Here is a 19,937-nt window from a genome sequence, read left to right as displayed (position 1 = left end):
GGGTCCGCCGGGTCCGCCCGGCGGCACCCCGGCCGGCGGGATCGACCACGCCGCGACCATGCTGGCCGGCCCCGCCGTGGGCCGCGCGCCCGCGCCCCCCGGCCCGCCGCCGGGCGGACCTGCGGCGCCGCCCCCGGCGCCCACCGGCGCGCCCACGGTGGGTCCCGGCTACCAGGCCGTGCTCCGCTACCGCGCGCCCGACGGTTCCGAGCAGCAGCTGATCCGCCGCTCGGCGCCCGGTACGCCGCACCCGGAGTGGCAGATCCTGTACGAGCTCCGCGCGATGAACGTGCCGCCGCAGCAGGTGCTGGAGCTGCACACCGAGCTGGCGTCCTGCGAGCTGCCCGGCGGGTACTGCGCCCGGATGATCCGGGAGACCTGGCCGCAGGTGCGGATCACCAGCGTGGCCCCGTACGGGACCGACCACGCGGGCCGCCAGCAGGGCATGCGGCACCTGCTCACCCACCAGGGGGAGCTGCACCAGGTCGCCGACGGCCCGGCGCGCCCCGCGCCGGTGCGGGCCCCCCTGCCGCAGGTCCCGCTCCAGCCGGCGATCCCGCTGGACGCGATCGCGCAGGAACTGGCGGGTGCCTTCGGCCCGCAGGGCGTGTTCCGCTTCGAGCAGCGGGCCGTGTCCCGTCAGGGCGTGCCGGAGATCGTGGCGCAGACCCTGATGTGGGCGGGCGTACCCGTCGACTTCGGGCCGTTCTTCTGGGGCCAGGCGGTACCGGGCCAGCCCGTGCCGACGCTGGCCGAACTGGCCGGGCAGCGGCAGGTGCAGCCGGCGTCGGACGCGGGCTCGTACCTCGTCGTCGGCAGCGACTTCGGCAAGGCGCTCTGCGTGCAGTACGGGACCGCGAGCATCGTGGCGGTGCCGGTGGAGGGCGGTCCGGGCGGCGCCCCGGTCCCGCCGCAGTTCGTGAACTCCAGCCTGCCGCAGTTCGTACGGTCCCTGGCGATGCTGGCTCACATGTGGCGGCTGCGGCAGCATCTGACGCCGGAGCAGGCGGGTCGCTGGACCGTCGATTTCCAGGCGAATCTGGCGGGCCTCGACAGCGCCGCGCTGGCGTCGCCGGAGAACTGGTGGTCGGTGCTGCTGGAGCAGATGTGGGACGGACTGCTGTGATCACGGGCTGATCCGAAGATCGGTTGAATGGCCGGGGTGAGACCTTCGAACAGGGTCTCGGCCCGGCCATTCCGGCTTCTGCTCGCAAATGACGCATCCTTGACAGGAATCCCCGCGAGAGAGGCGCTTCCCGGATGAGTGCACCCATTGCGACCGTGCGCGGCCGCGGCTACCGCACGGAAGAGGTCGACCGGTATCTCGCCCGGCTCTCCGGCAGCCGTGACGAGGCCTGGGAGCGGGTGGCACGGCTGACCGTCCTGGCCGAGCAGCTGGAGGGGGAGGCGGCGCGGCTCCGCGAAGAGGTGGCCGGGCTGGCCCCGCAGACGTACGACGAGCTGAGCGAGCGGGCCCGGCGGATCCTGCTGCTCGCGCAGGAGGAGGCGCGGGCGCTGGCCGCGGACGCGCGGGCGGACGCGGCGGCGACGCGGGACGCGGCCGACGCGCACGCCGAGCGGGTCGCGGAGCTGGCCCGCCACGACGCGGAGGCGGTACGGGAGCAGACCGAGGTACGGGCCCGGCAGGGACTGCTGCGCGCGCAGCGGGAGGCGGACGACGCGCGCGCGGGGGCGCGGGACGACGCGGAGGCCTGGCGCGCGGAGGGGCAGGCCGCGCTGGACGGGATGCGGCGGCGGTCGGAGACGCTGCTGGCGGAGCGCGAGCAGGAGCACACGGACCGGTGGGACGCGGCCGAGCGGGAGCTGGCGGCGCGGGACGCGGAGCTGGCGGCGCGCCAGGCGGAGCTGGAACGGCACGCGGAGGCACGGCTGGCCGAGGCGCGGCGCGCGTTCGCCGAGGCGGAGGAGTCGGCGCGGCACGGGCAGGAGGACGCCGAGGCGGCCGCCGCCGAGGCGATCGCGGAGGCGAGGGTCCAGGAGGAGCGGGTGGGCCGGGAGACGGAGCGGGTCCTGCGGGAGCACGCGGAGTCCCAGGAGGAGATGCGGGCCCACATGAACCACGTCCGCTCCAGCCTGGCGGCCTTGACGGGCCGGGCCCCGGCGGAGGGCTGAGCCGCTGCCGCGCGCTGCCCGGCAGAGGTCCGGCCGGAGCCGGTCCGGAGGCGCACGGCCGCCGGACGGATCGGCCGGTGCGGGCCGGAGGGCTGGGCCGCACCGGCGTGCGCGTCGGGACCGTGAGCCTGCCCCGCGCGTCGGGGCCCGGCCGGAACCGCGGGTGCGCCGGTCAGGGGGGTCGCGTTGCTCAGGGGAGTTTCGCGAGGAACGCGGCGATCAGCGGGGCGATCTCCGGGAGGTGGGTCTCCAGGGCGAAGTGACCCGCGCCGTCGAAGACGTGGACCTCCGCGTCCGGCACGTCCCTGCGGTACGCCTCGGCGCCCGCCGGGGTGAAGAAGGGGTCTCCGGCACCCCACACGACCAGCACCGGCAGGCCCGCGGAGCGCAGCCAGGCCTGCCAGACGGGGTAGTGGGCGAAGTTCGAGGCGTAGTCGAAGGCCAGGTCGGCCTGGGCGTCGGCGCGGCCCGGCAGGCCGAGGTAGTGGACGTCGAGCGACCAGCCGTCGGGGGAGAGGAGGCCGGGGTCGGCGACGCCGGTCTCGTACTGGAAGCGGGTGCCCTCCTCGGTGAACAGGCCGCGGACGCGCGCCTCGTCGCCCGGAACCTCGCGGCGCAGGCCGGCGAAGGCGCGGGCCGCGTCCGAGAGGCCCTCCTCGTACGCGTTGCCGTTCTGCACGATCAGGCCGGTCACCCGCTCCGGCCGCCGCGCGGCGACCCGCAGGCCGACGGGTGCGCCGAAGTCGAAGACGTAGAGGGCGAACCGGTCCAGGCCGAGGGCGTCGGCGAAGCCCTCCACGACGTCGGCGAGCCGGTCGAAGGTGTACGTGAAACCGGCCGGGGCCTCGGTGCGGCCGGAGCCGGGGTAGTCGGGCGCGATCAGCCGGTGGGGGGTGTCCCCGAGGGCGTCCATCAGGCGGGCGAACTGGTGGGAGGAGGTGGGGAACCCGTGCAGGAGCAGCAGGACCGGGCCGTCGGCGGGGCCGCTCTCGCGGTAGGCGACGCGGACGCCGTCCACCTCGACGCTGCGGTGCCGGACGGACGGAACGGTGGTGCGGAGAGCGGTCATCACATGGCTCCTCGGGTCTTGTTCCCATGAGTCTTGCCCGCTTCCTGCTAATGGGTCAAGTAGGAGGGGTAGCATTAGTCAGATGACAGTGACCTTCCCGCTCACCGGTGAGCCCCTCGCCCTGGACCTCCTCAACACCCGCACGGCGCAGGACGACCTCGTCGCGGGACCGGCCGGGCTCGCCGCCTGGCTGGCGACGCAGGCCGGACGGCTGACCCCGGTCGCCGCCGTCGGCCCGGCCGAGGTGGCAGCCGTGGCGGGCGTACGGGAGGCCGCGCGCCCGGCGCTGGAGGCGGTGCGCCACGGCGGCCGTCCGCCGGCCGGAGCCCTGCGGGCGCTGAACGCGGCCCTGGCGGCCGCGCCGGTGCGCCGCGAGCTGGCCTGGGACGCGGAGACGGGCCTGGTGGCGCTGTCGCGCCGGGACGCCGCACCGCACGTGCGGCTCGCCGCGGAGCTGGCCGAGGCGGTCGCCGGACTGCTGACCGACCCCCGGGTGGCGGCGGTACGGGCGTGCGAGGCCGAGGACTGCGTGCTGCTGTTCCTGCCCGCGCACCCGCGCCGGCGCTGGTGCGTGGCGGCGGCCTGCGGCAACCGGGCCCGGGTGGCCCGCTATTACGCCCGCCACAAGTAGCCGCCGCGAGGGCTCCCTCCTACGGAGTCGGGGCGGCGGCCCGCGCCGGTGCCCCCTCGTAGCAGTACGGGTCGCTGCGCAGGCCGCGGGCCGTGACGACCACCGAGAACGGCGCCGTCGCCGCGCCCGGGAGCGGCGACGTCAGGGCGCCGGTGAGCGGGTCCGTCACCGCCGGGAGCACGGTGTCGTCCACCGTGACGCGGGTCGCCTGGCCCGCCGGGCCGGGGGCGAACCCGCCGCCCTCGACGGTGAGCAGCCCGTCGTGGACGCGGACGTCGGTGATCACCGGGGTGGCGCGGGTGGCCAGCTTGTTCACCAGGTACGCCCCCGCGGGCGCGCCGGTCAGCGCCCAGATCTCGTGCGGCAGGCGCGGCAGTCCGCCGCCGACGTCGGAGAGGAAGAAGAGCACCACGTAGAGCATGGTGACCGCGCTGAGCGCGACGTACTGGAGGTCGACGAGGTCGGTCCGGCCGCTGTCGTTCGCGATGAGCTCCCGCAGCGGGCGCCGCCCCGACGCGGTCGGCTTGGGGGCCGGTTTGGCCATGGTGCCGTTCTCCACGCGCAGGCCCACGACCGTCTTCGCGGCGATCATCGCCACGTACGGGCCGCCGAGCAGCGGCAGGTACACCGACGTCAGGTCGGACATCGGGCCGTGCTCGCCCTGGAACCAGCCGATGCCGCCGCCCGCGGTGAGCCCGTACGCGAGGAGGGCGAGCAGCAGCCAGAGCAGGACCACCGTCCAGGCCAGGGCCAGCACGGTGGAGGTGGAGAGCCGCCCGTCGCGGCCGGTGACGAAGCCCGGGCTGCGGCGCAGCCGCAGGGCGAGCGGCCCGGCCAGTGCGGCGAGCAGCGCAAGGGCGAAGAGTGCGGAAGCCATGTGATCCCCCCGGAAAACGGTCCTGGGCACGAGGGTCACCCATCGGATCGGTTCATGACAACCCGCACCGCCGTCCTCCGGCCCCTCAGTCCTCCGGGAGTACGGGGAACCTGCGCGGGGCCGCCAGCAGCAGGATCAGCAGGGCGACGAGGGCGGCGACGGCCGCCCCGAGGAAGATGTGGTCGACGGCGGCGGCCACGGCCGCGCGCAGCTCGCCGGCGGCGGCCGGGGGGAGCAGCTCCGGGCGTTCCAGTGCCCTCGCCACGCCGTCCAGGCCGTCCGGCAGTCCGGGGGTGGCGGCGTCCGTCAGCCGGGACGCGAGGGTGGCGTTGGCGACGGCCGCGAGCAGGGCCGCCCCGACGCTCTGGCCGACCTGCCGGCAGAACAGCACCGAGGCGGTGGCGGTGCCCCGCTCGGCCCAGCCCACGGTGGCCTGCACCCCGATCATCAGCGGCAGTTGGAAGAGACCGAGGGCCGCCCCCAGCACCAGCATGACCAGCGCGGGCTGCCAGGGCCGGGCGGGGTGCGGGAGCAGGGTGAAGGAGTACAGGATCGCGGCGGCCAGCGAGATCCCGACGGCGGCGGTGTTCCGGAACCCGATGCGCCGGTAGACGTGCTGGCTGAGGGCGGCGGACAGGGGCCAGCTCAGGGTCATCACGGACATCACGAACCCGGCGGCGACGGGGTCGAGCCCCAGCACGGACTGGGCGTAGGTCGGCATGAACACCATCGGGGCGACCATCAGCAGCCCGAACACCCCCATCGCCAGGTTCACGGCGGCGATGGTGCGCCGCCGCCACACCCAGCCGGGCAGGATCGGCTCCGCCGCCCGGCGCTCCACCCGCACCACCACCACGGCCAGCACCGCGCTCCCGGCCAGCAGGCCCAGGGAGGGCGCGGACAGCCAGGGCCAGGCCACCCCGCCCTGGACCAGCGCGAAGAGCAGTACCCCGCCGCACGCGAACACGGCGAGCGCTCCGGCCCAGTCGACCGGGCCCCGGCGCCCGGGGGACCGTACGGGCTCCGCCAGGTGGCGGGCGACCATCCACAGGGCGAGCGCGGCCAGCGGCAGGTTGAGCAGGAAGATCCAGCGCCAGTGGGCGTACGCGGCGAGCAGCCCGCCGACCGCCGGGCCGGCCACGGACGAGGCGGCCCACACGGTGGACATGCGGGCCTGTATCCGCGGCCGGTCCTTCAGCGGGTAGAGGTCGGCGGCCAGGGTCTGGACCGTTCCCTGGAGGGCGCCGCCACCCAGCCCCTGGACGATCCGGAAGGCGATCAGGGCGCCCATGTTCCAGGCGAGCCCGCACAGCAGCGAGCCGGCGAGGAAGAGGCCGATCCCGAAGAGGAGCACCGGCTTGCGGCCGAAGGTGTCCGCCAGCTTCCCGTACACGGGCAGGGTGACGGTGACCGCCAGCAGGTAGCCGGAGAACAGCCAGGAGAAGACGGAGAAACCGCCGAGGTCGCCGACGATCTGCGGGACGGCGGTCGCGACGATCGTGCTGTCCAGGGCGACCAGGGACATGCACAGCATCAGCGAGGCGACCACCGCCGACGGAGGCCGGCGGCCCGCGGCCGTCCCGTCCGTCCCCCCGCCCGCGGCCCTCCCGCTCGCGGCGGCGGCCGCGCGCTCCCCTGACCCCACCGGATTCCTTCCCCCTGCACGCAGTTGCGGGGAACACCTTCTCACCGGCGGCGTACCGGGTGGTATCCCCAGGTCCCGTCCACCGGAGGGCGGAGAACCCCTAGGGGGCACTCCGCAGAACGGGCCAGGGGTCTTTCGTCCCGGCGGATGAGGTCCGGGGTCCCGACGCGTCCTTAACTGGTTCACACGGGCCGGGAGCTCCGGGGGGTGGGGATAACCCCCGGGCGGATACGGCGACGGGCACCAGCGCGCCGCACCCCCGGCCCCACCAGACTTCACGACGGCGACGCATGCACGCGGACGACGCACACCTACCGAGGAGAAGCACCGTGACAACGGCTATGACCGAGACCAGGCACGGGGGCACCGGAGGGCATGAAGCCGTCGCGGCCCGGGCGCGGAAGGTCGTCAAGGCCTACGGCTCCGGCGAGACGCGCGTCGTCGCCCTGGACGAGGTGGACGTGGACATCCGCCGGGGCCAGTTCACCGCGATCATGGGACCCTCGGGATCCGGCAAGTCCACGCTCATGCACTGCCTCGCCGGACTCGACACGGTGACCAGCGGTCAGATCCACCTCGACGACACCGAGATCACCGGTCTCAAGGACAAGAAGCTCACGCAGCTGCGGCGCGACCGGATCGGCTTCATCTTCCAGGCCTTCAACCTGCTGCCCACGCTGAACGCCCTGGAGAACATCACGCTCCCCATGGACATCGCGGGACGCCGTCCCGACGCGGAGTGGCTGAACCGGGTCGTGGAGACGGTGGGCCTCTCCGGCCGCCTGAAGCACCGGCCCACCGAGCTGTCCGGCGGCCAGCAGCAGCGCGTGGCGGTCGCCCGCGCCCTCGCCGCCCGGCCGCAGATCATCTTCGGCGACGAGCCGACCGGAAACCTGGACTCCCGGGCCGGCGCCGAGGTCCTCGGCTTCCTGCGCCGCTCGGTCGACGAGCTCGGCCAGACCATCGTCATGGTCACGCACGACCCGGTCGCCGCCTCCTACGCGGACCGCGTCGTCTTCCTCGCCGACGGCCGCATCGTCGACGAGCTGTACGGACCCACCGCCGAGCAGGTCCTCGACCGCATGAAGGACTTCGACGCGCGCGGGCGGACCTCATGAGCGGCATGGTCCTGAAGACCTCGCGGCGCAACTTCGTCGCGCACAAGGGGCGGATGGCGCTCTCCGCCGTCGCGGTCCTGCTGTCCGTCGCCTTCGTCTGCGGCACGCTGGTGTTCACCGACACGATGAACACCACCTTCGACAAGCTCTTCGCCGTCGCCAACTCCGACGTGACCGTCAGCCCGAAGTCGGCCGTCGACGGGGAGGAGACCCCCGACCGCGGCAGGCCCGAGGTGCTGGACGGCGCGGTCGTCGGGAAGGTCTCCGCGGCCGAAGGGGTCAAGAGTGCCGAGGGCGGCGTCCTCTCGATGTCCGTCACGGTGGTCAACTCCGAGAACGAGAACATGGGCTCGACCACCGGCGCCCCGACCATCGCGGGCAACTGGAACACCAACGAGCTCAAGTCCATGAAGATCACCGCCGGTCACCCGCCGCGCGGCCCCACCGAGGTGATGGTCGACGCCGACACCGCGAAGAAGCACGGCCTGAAGATCGGCGACGAACTGCGCACCATCGCCGTCACCGGTGACATCCGCGCCACCATCACCGGCCTGGCCGCCTTCACCGTCACCAACCCCGGCGCGGCCGTCGTCTACTTCGACACCGCCACCGCGCAGCAGCAGCTGCTCGGCGCCGCCGGCGCCTTCACCCACGTCAACGTCACCGCGAAGGACGGGGTGAGCGACGAGCAGCTCAAGGCGAACGTCGCCGCCGCCGTCGGCGCGGACACCTACAAGCTGCAGACCTCCCAGGAGGCCGCGGACGCCAACCGCAAGGACGTCGGCGCCTTCCTCGACGTCATGAAGTACGTGATGCTCGGCTTCGCCGGGATCGCCTTCCTCGTCGGCATCTTCCTCATCTTCAACACCTTCTCGATGCTGGTCGCCCAGCGGACCCGCGAGATCGGCCTGATGCGCGCCATCGGCGCCGACAGCGGACAGGTCCTCAAGTCCGTCGTGGTCGAGGCCTTCCTCCTCGGCGTCGTGGGCTCCGTCCTGGGCGTCGGCGCGGGCGTGGGCCTGGCCGTCGGACTCATGAAGCTCATGGGCCAGATGGGCATGCACCTGTCCACCGACGACCTGACCGTCGCCTGGACCACCCCCGCCATCGGCGTCTTCCTCGGCGTCGTCGTCACCGTCGTCGCCGCCTTCGTCCCGGCCCGCCGGGCCGGCAAGGTCTCCCCGATGGCCGCCCTGCGCGAGTCCGGCACCCCCGGCGACCGCAAGGCCGGCATCGTCCGCGCCGTCACCGGCCTGACCCTCACCGGCATCGGCGGCGCCGGGCTGTACCTCACCACCGCCGCCGACGAAGCCGGACCCGGATCGATGTGGCTCGGCCTGGGCGTCGTCCTCACCCTCATCGGCTTCATCGTCATCGGACCGCTCCTCGCCGCCGGCGTGGTGCGGGTGCTCTCCGGCGCCGTCCTGCGGCCCTTCGGGTCCGTGGGCCGCCTCGCCGAGCGCAACGCCCTGCGCAACCCGCGCCGCACCGGCGCCACCGCCGCCGCGCTGATGATCGGCCTGGCCCTGGTCGCCTGCCTGTCGGTCGTCGGCTCCTCGATGGTGGCCTCCGCCACCGACGAGCTCGACAAGTCGGTGGGTGCGGACTACGTCGTCAACTCCATGACCGGGCAGCCCGTCATGCCCCAGGCCGAACAGGCGCTGCGCGCCGCCCCGGGCCTCGACCACGTCACCGCCTACCGCGAGGTCGAGGCCGCGGTCACCGCCCCGGACGGCACCACCGAGAAGGACGGGCTCGGCGCCACCGACCCGGCGTACGCCCAGGACATCCGGCGCACGATGGTCGCCGGGGAGCACGCGGCGGCGTACGGCAAGGACTCCATGTCGGTCGGCTCGGAGTACGCCACCGCACACGGGATCAAGCTCGGCGACGCGCTGACGGTCGCCTTCACCGGCGGGAACACCGTCAAGCTCAGGGTCGCCGCGATCACCAGCGACGAGGGCAACCTCGACAAGGGCATGAAGTACATCAGCACCGCCGTCGCCGAGGCCAACGTCCCGGCCGACCGGATGCCGCGCCCCTTCATGCTGCTCGCCAGCGCCAAGGACGGGCAGTCCGACGCGGCCGCCTACCAGGAGGTCAAGGCGGCGCTGGCGGAGTACCCGCAGTACAAGGTGCTCAACCAGGCCGACTACAAGCAGGCCCTGAAGGACCAGGTCGGCCAGCTGCTGAACATGGTCTACGGGCTGCTCGGCCTCGCCATCGTCGTCGCCGTCCTCGGCGTGGTGAACACCCTCGCCCTGTCGGTCGTCGAGCGGACCCGCGAGATCGGCCTGATGCGCGCCATCGGCCTCTCCCGCCGCCAGCTGCGCCGCATGATCCGCCTGGAGTCCGTGGTCATCGCCCTCTTCGGCGCCCTGCTGGGCCTCGGACTGGGCATGGGCTGGGGAGCCAGCGCGCAGCAGCTGCTCGCGCTGGAGGGCCTGAGGGTGCTGGAGATCCCCTGGCCGACGATCCTCGGGGTGTTCGCCGCCTCGGCCCTCGTGGGCCTGTTCGCCGCGCTGGTGCCGGCCTTCCGGGCCGGGCGGATGAACGTACTGAACGCGATCGCGAGCGAGTAGCACCGCCGCGCGGTCGTACGGGGGAGACAACGGGGGACGGCCCCGGACCCGCCCGCGAGGGCGCGTCCGGGGCCGCGCCGCGTCCGGGGCCGGCCGGGTCCACCGTCCGGGCCGGCTCGTCAACCGGGCCGCCCGGACGCGGCGACGCCGTCAGCTGCGGCGCATCAGCACGATGCCCTCGGCCTCGCCCACCACGGTGAACCGCTCGCCGGGGTGCAGCTGGGCGGCGTAGACGGTCGGGTCCTCGCCCGCCCACGCGGAGGCGTTGTCGATGGTGATCCAGTCCGGGACCACGCCCTGGGCGCCGCCGATCCAGAACACGCGGCAGCGCGAGGTCAGCCGGGTCAGCGGCGTGGTGTCCGCCTCGACGCTCGCCCCGTCGGGGATCCGCTCCAGGAGCCGCTCGATCGCGCCGACCCGGGCCGGCCGCTCGTACGTACGGCCCTCCATCAGCTTGGCGGTCGGCATGCTGGTCGCGGCCAGGGCCAGGCCGGCGGCGAGCACGGCCGTCGGCAGCTGGAGCGCGTACGCCCGCAGCCACGGCCGCTCCCCGCGCCGGACGGTGTCGACGGCGTCGACGAGGGCCAGGGTCACCATGGGCATCAGCACGGCGCTGTAGTGCCAGTCGGTGGACCAGTAGTGGTCGTCACCGGACAGGAACCGCCAGCCGAGGGTGGGGACGGCGACCAGCAGCAGCGGCGAGCGCAGCGCGAGCAGCCCGGCGGTGGGGATCAGGACCCAGCCCAGGGTGGCGAGCTTCGTGCCGAGGCCCGCGAGCGGGCCGGCGCCGTCGATCTTGTCCCAGTAGCCGTAGCCCGCGGTGGCGAAGGCCGGGACGATGACGGTGAACACGAGGACCGCGAAGACCACGGCCCCGGCGGCGACGCCGAGCGCGAGGCGCCCGGCCCGCCGGTCGGTGGGCCACGCCCGCCGGGCCACCACCACGGCCAGGGCGGCCAGCGTGAACCCGAGGTCCTCCTTCACCAGGACCAGCGGCAGCCCCCACAGCAGGGCGGCCCGCCAGCGCCGGGCCAGGACCGCCTCCAGGGCGAAGGCGATCAGGGGCACGGCGAAGGCGATCTCGTGGAAGTCGAACTCGACGGCCCGCTGGACCCCCCAGGACAGCCCGTACGCCACCCCGAGCGCGACCCCGCGCGGCCGGCCCAGCAGCCGCCCGGCGGCCCGGGTGACCGGCACGGCGGAGAGCGCGAACAGCGCGGCCTGCACGACGAGCAGGGTCACCGGCCCGGGGAAGACCCGGTAGACGGGGGCGACCAGCGCGATGATCGGGCTGAAGTGGTCCCCGAGGATGTTGGCCCCGGGCCCCTTCAGGTCGGCGACGGGCTCCCGGAGGTGGGCGTAGGCGCGGATGGCCTGCTCGAAGATGCCCAGGTCCCAGGAGGACCAGTCCATCCGGCGGAACCGTCCGACGGACAGGATCAGGTAGACGGGGAACAGCCCGGCGGCCACCGCGTAGGGACCGGCCCACCGGGCCCTGACCTGCCCCACCGCGGCCGGGGCCGCGGGTGCAGGTCGGGTTATCGCGTCGCTCGTCACGGTCTCGTGCTCCTCGGCCGGGCGGCGTGAACTCCTGCGGACGGTGGCGCGGCGAGTTCAGACGGTCAATGCGGTCGTTACGGGACATCGTAGAGCGGCGGCCCTCGGGCCCGGATGCCCCGTGCACCCCGCGCGGGGGCGTTCGCACGCCACTCCCGCGGCGACCTGAATCCCCCGCGCACGGCGGCGGCACGCGTCGTAGGGTGGGAGCCCCCGGCCCGTTCGACGTGTCGGGCCCTTCGCGTTGCGCCCTGACGCCCACCACCGGACGGAAAGCCCTCTCCATGAGCCTGCACGGACTGCTCGACGCCGTCACCCGGGACCCCGCCCTCACCGAGGCGGTCACCGCGGCCGGGGACGGCAACCGCATGTACGTGGACCTCGTCGGCCCGCCCGCCGCGCGACCGTTCGCGATCGCCGCGCTGGCCCGGCGGACCGAGCGGACCGTCCTCGCGGTCACCGCCACCGGCCGCGAGGCCGAGGACCTGGCGGCCGCGCTGCGCTCGCTGCTGCCGCCCGACGAGGTCGTGGACTACCCGTCCTGGGAAACGCTGCCGCACGAACGGCTCAGCCCGCGCAGCGACACCGTGGGGCGCCGCATCGCCGTCCTGCGCCGACTCGCCCACCCCAGCAAGGACGACCCGGCCGCGGGTCCCGTCAGCGTCGTGGTCGCCCCCATCCGATCCGTGCTCCAGCCGCAGGTCAAGGGGCTCGGGGACCTCGTACCGGTGAGCCTGCGCCAGGGTCAGGGCGCCGACCTCGGCGAGATCACCTCCGCCCTGGCGGCGGCCGCGTACGCACGCGTGGAGCTGGTCGAGAAGCGCGGCGAGTTCGCCGTGCGCGGCGGCATCCTCGACGTGTTCCCGCCCACCGAGGAGCACCCGCTGCGCGTGGAGTTCTGGGGCGACGACGTCGAGGAGATCCGCTACTTCAAGGTCGCCGACCAGCGGTCCCTGGAGATCGCCGAGCACGGGCTGTGGGCCCCGCCCTGCCGCGAGCTGCTGCTGACCGACGAGGTCCGCGAGCGGGCCGCGGCCCTCGCCGAGGCCCACCCCGAGCTCGGCGAGCTGCTGAACAAGATCGCCGAGGGGATCGCCGTCGAGGGCATGGAGTCCCTCGCCCCGGTCCTCGTCGACGACATGGAACTGCTGATCGACGTACTGCCCGCCGGGGCGATGGCCGTGGTCTGCGACCCCGAGCGGGTCCGGACCCGGGCCTCCGACCTGGTGGCGACCTCGCAGGAGTTCCTGATGGCCTCCTGGGCGGCCACCGCCGGCGGCGGCGAGGCCCCCATCGACGTCGGCGCGGCCTCCCTGCGCGGGATCGCGGACGTCCGCGAGCACGCCCGCGAGCTCGGCATGATGTGGTGGTCGGTGTCCCCCTTCGCCGCCGACGAGGACGTATCCGGCTCGGACACCCTCAAGCTCGGCATGCACGCCCCGGAGGCCTACCGCGGCGACACCCCCCGCGCGCTCGCCGACACCAAGGCGTGGATCGCCGACGGCTGGCACACCGTCTACCTCACCGAGGGCCACGGACCGGCCGCGCGGACCGTCGAGGTCCTCGGCGGCGAGGGCATCCCGGCCCGCCTGGAGGCCGACCTGCGGGACCTGGAGCCCTCGCTCGTGCACGTCGCCTGCGGCTCGATCGCCAACGGCTTCGTCGACCCGGCGCTGAAACTGGCCGTGCTGACCGAGACCGACCTGACCGGGCAGCGCACCGCAACCAAGGACCTCGGCCGGATGCCGACCCGACGCCGCAAGTCGGTCGACCCGCTGACCCTGGAGGCCGGCGACTACATCGTCCACGAGCAGCACGGCGTCGGCCGCTACATCGAGATGGTGCAGCGCACCGTCCAGGGCGCCACCCGCGAGTACCTGCTCGTCGAGTACGCCCCCGCCAAGCGCGGCCAGCCCGGCGACCGGCTGTACATCCCGACCGACCAGCTGGAGCAGGTCACCAAGTACGTCGGCGGCGAGTCCCCGACCCTGCACCGGCTCGGCGGCGCCGACTGGACCAAGACCAAGGCGCGCGCGAAGAAGGCCGTCAAGGAGATCGCCGCCGACCTCATCAAGCTCTACAGCGCCCGCATGGCGGCCCCCGGACACACCTTCGGCCCGGACACCCCCTGGCAGCGCGAGCTGGAGGACGCCTTCCCGTACGCGGAGACGCCCGATCAGCTCACCACCATCGCCGAGGTCAAGGAGGACATGGAGAAGTCCGTCCCGATGGACCGGCTGATCTGCGGCGACGTCGGCTACGGCAAGACCGAGATCGCGGTCCGGGCCGCGTTCAAGGCGGTCCAGGACGGCAAGCAGGTCGCCGTCCTCGTACCCACGACGCTCCTGGTGCAGCAGCACTTCGGGACCTTCTCCGAGCGCTACAGCCAGTTCCCCGTCACCGTGCGGGCGCTCTCGCGCTTCCAGAGCGAAACCGAGTCCAAGGCCACCCTGGAGGGCCTGCGCGAGGGCTCGGTCGACCTGGTCATCGGCACCCACCGGCTGTTCTCGCAGGAGACGAAGTTCAAGGACCTGGGCCTGGTCATCGTCGACGAGGAGCAGCGGTTCGGCGTCGAGCACAAGGAGCAGCTGAAGAAGCTCCGCGCCAACGTCGACGTGCTCACCATGTCCGCGACGCCCATCCCGCGCACCCTGGAGATGGCGGTGACCGGCATCCGCGAGATGTCGACGATCACCACCCCGCCGGAGGAGCGGCACCCGGTGCTCACCTTCGTCGGCCCGTACGAGGAGAAGCAGATCGGCGCGGCCGTCCGCCGCGAGCTGCTGCGCGAGGGCCAGTGCTTCTACATCCACAACCGCGTCGAGTCGATCGACCGGGCGGCCGCCAGGCTGCGGGAGATCGTGCCCGAGGCGCGGATCGCGACCGCCCACGGCCAGATGTCCGAACAGGCCCTGGAACAGGTCGTCGTGGACTTCTGGGAGAAGAAGTTCGACGTGCTGGTGTCGACCACGATCGTCGAGTCCGGCATCGACATCTCCAACGCCAACACGCTCATCGTGGAGCGCGGCGACACCTTCGGCCTCTCCCAGCTGCACCAGCTCCGCGGCCGCGTCGGCCGCGGCCGCGAGCGCGGGTACTCCTACTTCCTGTACCCGCCGGAGAAGCCGCTGACCGAGACCGCGCACGAGCGGCTCGCGACGATCGCCCAGCACACCGAGATGGGCGCCGGCATGTACGTGGCCATGAAGGACCTGGAGATCCGCGGCGCCGGCAACCTGCTCGGCGGCGAGCAGTCCGGCCACATCGCGGGCGTCGGCTTCGACCTGTACATCCGCATGGTCGGCGCGGCCGTCGCCGACTACCGGGCGGCCGTCGAGGGCGGGGCGGAGGAGGAGCCCGCACTGGAGGTCAAGGTCGAGCTGCCGGTCGACGCGCACGTCCCGCACGACTACGCGCCCGGCGAGCGGCTGCGCCTCCAGGCCTACCGGTCGATCGCGGCCGCCGCCTCCGAGGCCGACGTCAAGGCCGTGCGGGAGGAACTGACCGACCGCTACGGCAAGCTGCCGGAGCCGGTGGAGAACCTGCTGATGGTGGCGGGCCTGCGGATGCTCGCGCGCGCCTGCGGCGTCGGCGACATCACCCTCCAGGGGCCCAACATCCGCTTCGGACCGGTGGACTTGCGCGAGTCGCAGGAGCTGCGGCTGAAGCGGCTGTACCCGGGCGCGGTGCTCAAGCCGGCCACCTCGCAGGTACTGATCCCGCGCCCGAAGACGGGCAGGGTCGGCGGGAAGCCGCTGGTCGGACGGGAACTGCTGGCCTGGACAGGGGAGTTCCTGACCACCATCCTCGGGTCCTGAGCACGGCGGAGGCCGGCCGTCCCCGCGGACTGCCGGCCTCCGGGGCGCGCCGGGCCCAGGGGTTGCCGGCCCCCGGGGCGCGCCGGCCGCGGGGGTTGGCGGTCCCGGGGTTCGGTTCCCGAGCCGCACGGGCCTGTGAACGGGGTCAACACGTCACAGTCGTGTTTTCATGTCAACGCCGCGAACGGGATTCCGGCCGGTACACGGGTATGCTCGCCGGCATGTCCCAGCAGAGCGCCGCGGGCGCGGAGGTCACCGCCGGCGAGGTCGCCCGCCTGGCAGGCGTCGGCCGCGCCGCCGTGAGCAACTGGCGGCGCCGCCACCCCGACTTCCCCCGGCCCGTCGGCGGCACCGACACCAGCCCCTCCTTCGCCCTCGCCGAAGTCGAGGACTGGCTCCGCGTCCAGGGCAAGCTCACCGAGGTCCCGCTGCGCGAACGGGTCTGGCAGCAGGTCTGCGCCCACCCCGGCGGGGCCGTGCCCGCACTCGTCGAAGCCGGCGCCGCGCTGCTCGTCGTACGCGACCGGCCCACCGACTGGCTGGAGCTGACCGCCGTCTCCGACGCCCGGATGGCCGTCCTGCTGCGGCCCGTCCTCGGCCAGGTGCTCGCCGCGCGGCTCGGCGCCGGCCACCCGCTCGCCGCCGTGGCGCCCCCGCCGGCCGCGATGCCGCTGCTGCGCGCCGCCGCCCGGCTCGCCGCCGAACTCGGTGCCCGCAAGGCCTTCGAGTTCCTGCTCCACCGCCACCTCGACACCGCCACCCGCTCCTACCCGCTCACCCCCGACGGCCTCGCCGAGCTCATGGCCGCCCTCGCCGGACCCGGCGTCCGCACCGTGCTCGACCCCGCCTGCGGCACCGGCACCCTGCTGCGGGCCGTCCGCGGCGCCACCGCCCTGTACGCGCAGGACTCCTCGCCCGAACTCGCCGCCCTGGCCGCGCTGCGCCTCGCCCTGCACGGCTCCGCCCGGGTTCGCGCCGCGGCCGCCGACAGCCTGCGCGCCGACGCGTTTCCGCGGCCCCCCGTCGACGCCGTGCTCTGCCACCCCCCGTTCAACGAACGCAACTGGGGCCACGAGGAGCTGGCCTACGACCCCCGCTGGGAATACGGCTTCCCGGCCCGCACCGAGTCGGAACTCGCCTGGGTCCAGCACGCCCTGGCGCACCTCCGCGAGGGCGGCACCGCCGTGCTGCTCATGCCGCCCGCCGTCGCCGCCCGCCGTTCGGGCCGCCGCATCCGCGCCGACCTGCTGCGCCGCGGGGCGCTGCGGGCGGTCGTCGCGCTCCCCGCCGGCGCGGCCCCTCCGTACGGCATCCCCCTGCACCTGTGGGTGCTGCGCCGACCCGCCCCGGTCGCGGCGCCCCCCGCCGGGCTGCTGCTCGTCGACACCGCAACGGCCGCCGCGGCCGCCCCCGACGGGCGCTCCCGGACCGCGTGGCCCGCCGTGCACGGCACGGTGGAGGCCGCCTGGACCGCGTACGAGCGCACCGGCGGGGTCGAGGAGGTGCCGGGCGTCAGCCGCGTCGTGCCCGTCATCGAGCTGCTGGACGACGACGTGGACCTCACCCCCGCCCGCCACCTCCCGCCGCCCGCCGCCGGTGGCGGAGCGGCCGGACTGGGCGCCGTGCGCGGCCGGCTCGACGAGACCCTCGCCCGCGCGGCGCGGCTCGCCCCGCCGCCCGCCGACCCGCCCGCGGGGGCCGCCGGCCGCCCGCCGCTGACCACCGTCGGCGAACTCGCCCGCGCCGGAGCCCTGTCGCTGCACACCGGCACCGGCAGCGGCACCGGGACCGCCCCCGTCCTCACCGTGCAGGACGTGTACGCCGGACGCGGCCCCTCCGGCACCCTGGCCGCCGCCGCCGACGAACCCCTGCTGACCGCCCCCGGCGACGTCCTCGTCCCCGTCGCCGGCGGACCCCGCGTCGTCCGCGTCGTGGACGCGGCCACCGCCGGCGCGGTGCCCGGCCGGGGCCTGCACCTGCTGCGCCCCGACCCCGAGGAGCTCGACCCCTGGTTCCTGGCCGGATTCCTGCGCGGCACCGCCAACCACCGCCGGGCCAGCAGCCACGCCTCCACGGCCACCCGCCTCGACGTCCGCCGGTTCCGGCTGCCCCGGTTGCCCCCGGCGCAGCAGGAGCGCTACGCCGACCGCTTCCGGGCGCTCGCCGAGTTCGAGGACGCGCTGCGCGAGGCCGGGCGGCTCGGGGAGCAACTCGTACAGGGTCTCCACGACGGCCTCTCGGACGGCACCGTCACGCCGTAGCCCCCGCTGTGCGGCGACCCTGCAACGGTTGGCCCCATCCCCTCACCGGTGGCCGGTAAGGCTGTATACCCTTCGATCCGAATCCTCTTCCGCACGGCCCGTCAGGAGCAGCGATGCACGGCCCCGGCCTCCCGCCGCAGCACGGTCACCAACCCAGTTCCGGGGGTGTCGTGACACTGCGCGTGCTGTTCGCGCTGCTACCCATCCTGAGCTGCGGTTTCCTCGCCTGGGGGTCGATGCTGCGACTCGCGCTGGTGACCCGCAAGACCCGCGACTGGGTGCTGCTGCTGGTCAGCGGCGGCCTCGCCGTGCTCTCGATGACGCTGATCCAGCTCGACCCCACCGCCGATACCAGCGGCTGGCAGGGCAACCTCGGCGCCGGCGGCTCGATCTTCACCGGCTTCGCGATCTGCGTGTACTTCCTCGTCGCCGACATCAAGCACTACGAGGCGAAGTCGGCCGACCGGTCCGCGCAGTGGTACGGGGCCCAGTCCGCGCCGTACCTCCCGCCGCACCTGCCGCAGCAGCCCCAGCAGCCCCAGCAGCCCCAGGGCTACGGCTACCCGCACCAGACCCCGGCCCCCCGCACGACCCAGCCGCAGCACCCCGCGCAGCCCCAGCAGCCGCCGCACGCCACCCCGCCCCCGCGGATCGGGCAGGTGCGGGCCGAACTGGACGAGCTCAGTGAGCTGCTGCGCAACCAGCCGCCGCGCGACGAGGACCCGATCAGGTGACCGAACGGCTCATCGGGGACCGCTACCAGCTCGCGACCATCCTGGGCCAGGGCGGCATGGGACAGGTCTGGACGGCCTACGACCAGCGCCTGGACCGGCGGGTCGCCGTGAAACTGCTCCGCCCCGACAAGGTGGCCGGCCCCGGAACGGTCGCCGAGGAGCTGCGCCACCGCTTCGTGCGCGAGTGCCGGGTCACGGCGCAGGTGGACCACCCCGGCCTGGTCACCGTGCACGACGCGGGCAACGACGGCGACGAGCTCTTCCTGGTCATGGGCTACGTCGAGGGCGCCGACCTCGCCGACCACCTCGCGGAGCACGACCCGTACCCCTGGCCGTGGGCCGTCGCGATCGTCGCGCAGCTGTGCGCCGTCCTGTCGGCCGTGCACGCGGTGCCGATCGTCCACCGCGACCTGAAGCCGCGCAACGTCATGGTCCGGCCCGACGGCACCGTCCTGGTCCTGGACCTCGGCGTCGCCTCGGTGATGGACACCGACACCACCCGCCTCACCAGCACCGGCACGCCCATCGGCAGCCCGGCCTACATGGCCCCCGAGCAGGCCATGGGCGGCGCGGTCGGCCCGTACACCGACCTGTACGCCCTCGGCGTGCTGCTGTACGAACTCCTCAGCGGGAACGTCCCCTTCGCGGGGTCCACCGCGCTCGGCGTCCTGCACCGCCACCTGTACGAGCCCCCGCTCCCGGTCCGCCAACTCCGCCCGGAGGTCCCGCCGGAGCTGGAGGCCGTCCTGCTGCACCTCCTCGCCAAGGACCCCCAGGACCGCCCCGCCTCCGCCCAGGCGGTGTACGAGGCCCTGGTGCCGCTGCTGCCCGCGCGCGGCAGCGCCGCCCCCTCAGGCCCGCTCGACCCCACGCGCCCGTTCCTGCGCCCCCACGCGCCCTGGCCGGACCGGGCCACGGTGATCCCGCCGCGGCCCGCCGATCCGCCGACGCCCCCGCGGCCGGACATCCCCGGGGCGGTGGACGAGGCCCGCAAGCTCCTGGACCAGGGGCAGCTGACCCAGGCCGTGGACATCCTCGGCGGCATCCTTCCGGCGGCCGTGGCCCAGCACGGTGAGCACTCCCCGGTGGTCCGCTCCCTGCGCAAGCAGTACGCGGCCACGCTGATGGACGACGGCCAGTACCGCCGGGCGCTGCCCGAACTGCGCCGTCTCGCCGACCAGCTCCCGGTCGGCGACCCCCAGTCCCTGCACTTCCGCTACGACTCGGCGCAGTGTCTGGAGCAACTCGGCGCACCGGCCGCCGCCCTGGCGGAGTACCGCTCGCTGCTGCCGCTGTTCGAGAACCACTACGCCAACCCGGACCCCGGTCTGCCCCTGGAGGTCCGCCGCCGGATAGCGCACCTGCTGCTCTCCCTCGGCGACCGGCCCGCGGCCCACGCCACCCTGGTCCGCCTGCTCTTCGACGCGGACCGGCTGCACGGCCCGGCCCATCCGTTCCCGACGGAGGTCCGCCGCACCCTGCACTGGCTCGGTCAGGTCCGTTGACGCGGCC

General features: G+C 74.4%; 13 protein-coding genes. 9 read left to right on the top strand and 4 right to left on the bottom strand.

The annotated features are described in order from the left end of the window. Positions 1-1,126 (top strand): SUKH-4 family immunity protein (locus tag ACFWW8_RS18390; protein ID WP_386529943.1); only part of this gene is annotated, 1,126 nt, incomplete at its 5' end. A gap of 134 nt (positions 1,127-1,260) precedes the next feature. Then, positions 1,261-2,133, top strand: a complete 873-nt coding sequence (locus ACFWW8_RS18385; protein WP_386529941.1) for a cellulose-binding protein — start codon at positions 1,261-1,263, stop codon at positions 2,131-2,133. A 190-nt stretch (positions 2,134-2,323) separates the two neighbouring features. Here the strand turns inward: ACFWW8_RS18385 and ACFWW8_RS18380 are convergent, their stop codons facing one another. Next, positions 2,324-3,202 (bottom strand): alpha/beta fold hydrolase, encoded by an 879-nt coding sequence (locus tag ACFWW8_RS18380; protein WP_386529939.1) that lies wholly within the window; start codon positions 3,200-3,202, stop codon positions 2,324-2,326. An 82-nt stretch (positions 3,203-3,284) separates the two neighbouring features. Between ACFWW8_RS18380 and ACFWW8_RS18375 the strand changes: the two genes are divergently transcribed. Then, positions 3,285-3,833: a CGNR zinc finger domain-containing protein gene (locus tag ACFWW8_RS18375; RefSeq protein WP_386529937.1), complete on the top strand. Its 549-nt coding sequence runs from the start codon at positions 3,285-3,287 to the stop codon at positions 3,831-3,833. Positions 3,834-3,852: 19 nt separating this feature from the next. On the opposite strand, the gene ACFWW8_RS18370 is transcribed toward ACFWW8_RS18375, so the two are convergent. Further along, the gene (locus ACFWW8_RS18370; protein ID WP_386529935.1) at positions 3,853-4,710 is read right to left on the bottom strand and encodes a hypothetical protein; all 858 of its coding nucleotides are present in this window, start codon (positions 4,708-4,710) and stop codon (positions 3,853-3,855) included. A gap of 85 nt (positions 4,711-4,795) precedes the next feature. Continuing rightward, positions 4,796-6,355 carry an MFS transporter gene (locus ACFWW8_RS18365; protein ID WP_386529933.1) on the bottom strand — a complete coding sequence of 520 codons (1,560 nt, stop codon included), beginning with the start codon at positions 6,353-6,355 and terminating at the stop codon, positions 4,796-4,798. 341 nt (positions 6,356-6,696) lie between these two features. Here ACFWW8_RS18365 and ACFWW8_RS18360 point away from each other — a divergent pair, with 341 nt between their 5' ends. Then, positions 6,697-7,473, top strand: a complete 777-nt coding sequence (locus ACFWW8_RS18360) for an ABC transporter ATP-binding protein (protein ID WP_386530096.1) — start codon at positions 6,697-6,699, stop codon at positions 7,471-7,473. Next, positions 7,470-10,055 carry an ABC transporter permease gene (locus ACFWW8_RS18355; protein WP_386529931.1) on the top strand — a complete coding sequence of 862 codons (2,586 nt, stop codon included), beginning with the start codon at positions 7,470-7,472 and terminating at the stop codon, positions 10,053-10,055. Before ACFWW8_RS18360 ends, ACFWW8_RS18355 begins: the two co-directional genes overlap by 4 nt. Positions 10,056-10,205: 150 nt before the next feature. Here ACFWW8_RS18355 and ACFWW8_RS18350 read toward each other — a convergent pair whose 3' ends face one another. Next, positions 10,206-11,612, bottom strand: coding sequence for a DUF2079 domain-containing protein (locus ACFWW8_RS18350; protein WP_386529929.1), 1,407 nt, complete (start codon positions 11,610-11,612; stop codon positions 10,206-10,208). A 284-nt stretch (positions 11,613-11,896) separates the two neighbouring features. On the opposite strand from ACFWW8_RS18350, the gene mfd reads away from it, so the two are divergent. The 4 genes from mfd to ACFWW8_RS18330 all read left to right on the top strand — a co-directional run bounded on the left by mfd (position 11,897) and on the right by ACFWW8_RS18330 (position 19,930). Continuing rightward, positions 11,897-15,430, top strand: coding sequence for a transcription-repair coupling factor (gene mfd, locus ACFWW8_RS18345; RefSeq protein ID WP_386529927.1), 3,534 nt, complete (start codon positions 11,897-11,899; stop codon positions 15,428-15,430). Positions 15,431-15,651: 221 nt separating this feature from the next. Beyond that, positions 15,652-17,691, top strand: a complete 2,040-nt coding sequence (locus tag ACFWW8_RS18340) for an N-6 DNA methylase (protein WP_386529925.1) — start codon at positions 15,652-15,654, stop codon at positions 17,689-17,691. 170 nt (positions 17,692-17,861) lie between these two features. Next, positions 17,862-18,425, top strand: a complete 564-nt coding sequence (locus tag ACFWW8_RS18335) for a hypothetical protein (protein WP_386529923.1) — start codon at positions 17,862-17,864, stop codon at positions 18,423-18,425. Continuing rightward, positions 18,422-19,930, top strand: a complete 1,509-nt coding sequence (locus ACFWW8_RS18330) for a protein kinase (protein WP_386529922.1) — start codon at positions 18,422-18,424, stop codon at positions 19,928-19,930. The genes ACFWW8_RS18335 and ACFWW8_RS18330 overlap by 4 nt, the downstream gene beginning before the upstream one ends. The last annotated feature ends 7 nt before the right edge of the window (positions 19,931-19,937 follow it).

This window comes from Streptomyces sp. NPDC058701 (assembly GCF_042715295.1).
In the GTDB taxonomy this organism is placed as follows: Bacteria; Actinomycetota; Actinomycetes; order Streptomycetales; family Streptomycetaceae; genus Streptomyces.
The sequence above is the reverse complement of the archived record's forward strand: the minus strand, read 5'-3'. Positions and strand labels throughout refer to the sequence as shown.